4 protein-coding genes are annotated in these 4,551 nt (G+C 68.8%); 1 reads left to right on the top strand and 3 read right to left on the bottom strand.

Features of this window, described 5'->3' with window-relative positions; translation table 11 throughout:
* The first annotated feature begins 319 nt into the window (after positions 1 to 319).
* A complete protein-coding gene (locus tag CIC12_RS10870) occupies positions 320 to 1,891 on the top strand; it encodes an efflux transporter outer membrane subunit (RefSeq protein ID WP_168664122.1) in 1,572 nt (523 codons plus the stop codon).
* A gap of 138 nt (positions 1,892 to 2,029) precedes the next feature.
* Here the strand turns inward: CIC12_RS10870 and CIC12_RS10865 are convergent, their stop codons facing one another.
* The 3 genes from CIC12_RS10865 to gspL all read right to left on the bottom strand — a co-directional run.
* On the bottom strand, positions 2,030 to 2,809 hold the full coding sequence (locus CIC12_RS10865) for a type II secretion system protein N (RefSeq protein ID WP_168664121.1): 780 nt from the start codon (positions 2,807 to 2,809) through the stop codon (positions 2,030 to 2,032).
* 22 nt (positions 2,810 to 2,831) lie between these two features.
* Complete coding sequence (locus CIC12_RS10860) at positions 2,832 to 3,335, bottom strand: type II secretion system protein M (RefSeq protein WP_168664120.1); 504 nt, start codon at positions 3,333 to 3,335, stop codon at positions 2,832 to 2,834.
* Positions 3,332 to 4,551 (bottom strand): type II secretion system protein GspL (gene gspL, locus CIC12_RS10855; protein WP_168664119.1); only part of this gene is annotated, 1,220 nt, incomplete at its 5' end. The genes gspL and CIC12_RS10860, both read right to left, overlap by 4 nt.

Raw genomic sequence — 4,551 nt, 5'->3', positions numbered from 1 at the left:
CTCACGCGGCCCATCCCGCAGGCGCCTGCCAGGCACGCGGCGATGCGCCATGCCGGGCGGCGGCGGGCCGACTGGCGCGCCTGACCACGTCGACGGAATCACGGGTGTAACGGCCTCGGGCCGACTGCCGGACGCGCCCGGTAACAGCACGTAACCATCGCGACACCCTAAGTAACACACCTGCGCGCATCGCCGCATTACCCTTTCAGTTTCCCGCGTTCGCGCGGGCTCATACGCTAACATTCCGGCAGACCAAGATCTCGCCCGGCCGACGGTGCCGCCATCGGCCGCATTGCGGCGTCCAGAAGGAATTCATTGCATGCAGTCTGATCGAATCTCGCGCGCGCGGCCGCTTGCGCCTCGCGCCCTGACCATCGCGATTACAGCGGCCCTCGCCACGTTGCTGGCCGCTTGCGCCGTCGGCCCCGACTACAAGCGGCCGGCCACCGAGATCCCCGCGTCGTTCAAGGAAGCCGCCCCCGGCTGGAAAGTCGCCGAACCCGCCGACCAACACGACCGCGGCGATTGGTGGAGCATCTACGAAGACCCGCAGCTCAACGCGCTCGTGGACAAGCTGAACACCGCGAACCAGACCGTGGCGCAGTTCGCCGCCACCTATCGGCAGGCACGCGCGCTGGTCAGCGAGGCGCGTTCGGCGTATTTCCCGGTGATCGGCGCTTCGGCGGGCGCAACGCGTTCAGGCAACGGCGTTGCATCCAGCGGTAGCTCGACGACCGGCAGCAGCCGCTCGGGCGTCGGCAACAGTTTCAGCGTGCAACTCGACGCCAGCTGGGAGCCCGATCTGTGGGGTTCGGTCACTCGCTCGGTCAACGCGCAGAAAGCGGGTCAGCAGGGCGCGGCCGCCGATCTGGCGAACGCCCGGCTGTCCGCTCAGGCCACGCTCGCGCAAACCTATTTCTCGCTGCGCGCGCTCGACTCCACGCAGAAACTGCTCGACGACACCGTCGCGGCTTATCAACGCTCGCTGCAACTCACCCAGAACCAGTACGCCGCGGGTATCGCCGCGCGCTCGGACGTGATTCAGGCGCAAACACAGTTGCAGTCCGCGCAGGCCGCCGCGATCGACAACGGCATCCAGCGGGCGCAAGACGAGCACGCGATCGCCGTCCTGATCGGCGTGCCGGCCTCGGTCTTCTCGCTGCCGCCGATGCCACTCACCGCAACGCCGCCCGCCGTGCCCGCGCAGATGCCGTCGGCACTGCTGGAGCGGCGTCCGGACATCGCGTCGGCGGAACGCAAGGCCGCCGCCGCGAACGAGCAGATCGGCGTGGCGATTGCGGCGTTCTTCCCATCGCTGACGGTGTCGGCCACCGGCGGCTTCGAGAATTCGGTGTTCTCGCAGCTGCTGACCGTGCCGTCGCGCTTCTGGACGGTCGGCCCGCAACTCGCGGCCACGCTGTTCGACGCCGGTCTGCGCAAAGCCCAGACCGAAGCCGCGCGCGCCACTTATGACGCGGACGTCGCCAGCTACCGTCAAACGGTGCTGGCCGCGTTCCAGGATGTCGAGGACAACCTCGCGTCGCTGCGCATTCTCGAACAGGAAATCGTCGTGCAGCGGCAAGCGGTCGAGTCGGCCCGGCAGGCGCTCGCCATCGTCACGAACGAGTACAAGGCGGGCACGGTCGGCTTTGTCAACGTGCTGACCGCGCAGACCACGGCGTTCACGGCCGAGCAGAAGCTCGAAAGCATCGCTGGGCAACGGATGGTGTCGTCGGTGGGTCTGGTGAAGGCGCTGGGTGGCGGGTGGGAGGCATCGCAGATGAATCGCGAAACCGGCGACGTGGCCGCACCGGCGCCGTTGCCGGCGGCATCGGCGGTGCCCGTCGCGCAGAGCGGCGCGGCGCCGCAACAACAGGTTCAAAGCAGATAAGCGGCGCGCCGCTCGCCGGCGCGAAGCAAAAAAGGCATGGCCGCGAAATGCGCCCATGCCTCTTTTTTTTAACCTGCCAACGCAACGTGGCAGATGACCCGCACCGTCGCGCGAGCCGCCAACGTCCGTACGCGAACGTCAGCGTGCGAACATCAACGTCACCGTATCCGGTCCGCTCGGCCGGCCGAGCAGATTCAACAGCCCTGCGAGGTTTTCGCGCGCGTCGGGGGCCGCACTGGCGGTGCCGCGAAACGCCGTCGACGCGGCAGATATCGTGCCGTTGCCGTTGAGCATCAGCGGGCCCTTAAGGGTCGTCAGATCGAGCGTGGACGATGCGCCTTGCGCCTGAAAGGTCACGCGGTACGAGCCGAGCGGCTTGACCAGCGAGACGCGCGAGCTGACATCGTTCAGCGTCACCGTCAGCTGGCCGAACGCTTCCCGGTTGAAGCTGCGCCAGTCGGACCATGAAAGCTGCACGTTGCCCTGCAGATCGAGCGTATTGAAGGGCGCGCCGAGCCCGCTCAACAGCGACGCCGGCACCGCCATCGTGCCGGGCGTGACGGTCGCGCTGCGCGGCGTGGCGTCGACCGTGATCGGGTCGGGCATCGCCTCGCTATGCCGCATGACCATGCGCACCCGGCCGGTGAACAGCGGCCAGAACGCCGTGCGCCATTCGATCCGGCCGGGCAGCAGCGTCGCCGCGCTCATGTCGGAGCCGGCGGCCAGCATCAGCGTGGCCGAGCCGTGCCAGAGCGAGCCAGCCGGGTCGACCAGATTGACGTGGCCGCGCGTTTGGCGCGCGAACTGCGGCGTGATCCAGGCTGCCGGCAGCAGCGAGAGCACCACTGCCGCGGAGGCCAGCCCGCCCACCGCCGCCCACGGCAGCGCGGCGCGCGCGCGCCGCATCCAGTAACTCATGCGAAACCCCGTAGCGACGCGCTCATTTCGCGGTCGACGGCTGCAACGACGCCGTCAGATCCACCTGGCCGTCGTCCTTCAGCGCGGTGACATGCGCCTCGGCGATCTGCACCTTGAACTGCTTGCGCGCATCGTCGACCCAGCTGGTCCACGCCGGGAACGACGCGTTCTTCATCTGGATCTGCACCGCGTTGCCGATCACCTGCACCTGTGTGGCAGCAAGGCCGTGATCGCTTAGCGACGCGGAGAGCGCATCCTTGAGCGCGGCGCCGGTCGGCGCGACGCCTTGCGCGCCCGCCGAGAGAGCGCGCGCTTCGTTCGCCTGCGCGGTCATCTGCGCGAGTTGGCGCTGCAGGCTGGGCAGCGATTCACGCAGATGCGCGCGGCCTTCCTGGGCCGGCGCCCACAGCACCGACCATGCGACCACCACGGCGAGCACACCGCCGCCCCACGTGATGATGGTTTTTTCGCGCTCCGTGCGCTGGTCCCAGAAGCCGGCCCATGTTTGAGCGAGTTCAGCTTTCATTGTCCGTTCCTGATGGTCCACTTGCCGGTATTGCTATCGATCGCGCCGCTCAGCCCGTTGCGTCCGAGACGCTTCGCGAAGTCGGGGTCGAGCTTGACCTCGGGCTTGAAGGTCACGTCGAGCCGCCGGTCGTGATAGTCGAGCGCCGCGATGCCGTTGACCGGCACCGGCGCGAGCGAGCGGGCGAGGCCGTCGGCGAGCGACAGGAAGTCGTCCGGAGACAATTCGCCCGCCGCCACGCGCAACTGCTGCAACTGGCGCGACATCTGGTCGGGCGCATCGAGGACGACCGTCGTCTTGGGGAAGGTATTGAGCAGGAGTTCGGTCATCTGCGTGCTGATCGCGTCGCGCTGGCGCGCGAGCATCAGCCACTGCACGTTCGCGCCGACAATCGCGATGACCAGCGCGCCGATCGCCAGCAGCACCGGCAGGCGCAGACGCCGCAGCGTCGCACGGTCGAGCCGCCACGGCTGCGAGGCGAACTCGAACTGACAGAGATCGAAGCGGCACTCCAGCGCGCGCCGCGCGAGCTGCTCGAACGGCAACGGACTCGCGCCGTGGATATGCGCGGCCAGCCGCGCCGGGCTGTTCGCGGCGAGACCCGGCTCGTTGCCCTGCACTTCGGTCAGCATGTACAGCGAGACGGACGCCGCGCCGGCAAGCGCCCCGAGCGTCGTGTTCACCGCATTGGCCGGCACCGCCATACCTTCGCCTTGCACGCCGCGTGCAATCGCCAGTTCGACGCGCGGCACATTGCTCTCGACCACGCCTTCCAGCAGCACGGTGGGTGCGGTCGGCACCACCGCGCCGAGCACGGCGGCCACCATCGGCACCGCCGCGGCGACATCGGGCGCCACCACGGGCGCGACGCCCGGCAGCGCCGTCGCGACGTCGGCCGAGCCAGCCAGCGTCGGCTCGCCCGCGTTGACCAGTTCCGCGATGTCGGCGAGGGTAGCGGCGGCGGCTGCCTGCGGCAGGCAGCGCGTCACCGGCACGGCGCGCAAGCTGCGGTGACCAGCCGTCGTGAATGCCTCGCAGATAAAGCGGAACCAGCCGCGGTCGATGATCGCGAGCAGCTGCCTGCCGCCCGCGGCCGGTTGTGGATCGACGGCGATGTGACAGGTTTGCGGGTCCTGGATCAGCTGATCCTCGACGATGTTGGGCAAGGCCTGACGCAGCTTAGGACCGCGCAACGGCGGCAGCGTCGTGGGCATCA

It is taken from the genome of Paraburkholderia sp. SG-MS1 (genome assembly GCF_012275575.1).
Taxonomy (GTDB): Bacteria; Pseudomonadota; Gammaproteobacteria; order Burkholderiales; family Burkholderiaceae; genus Paraburkholderia.
This window is presented reverse-complemented; position numbering and strand designations above follow the sequence as displayed.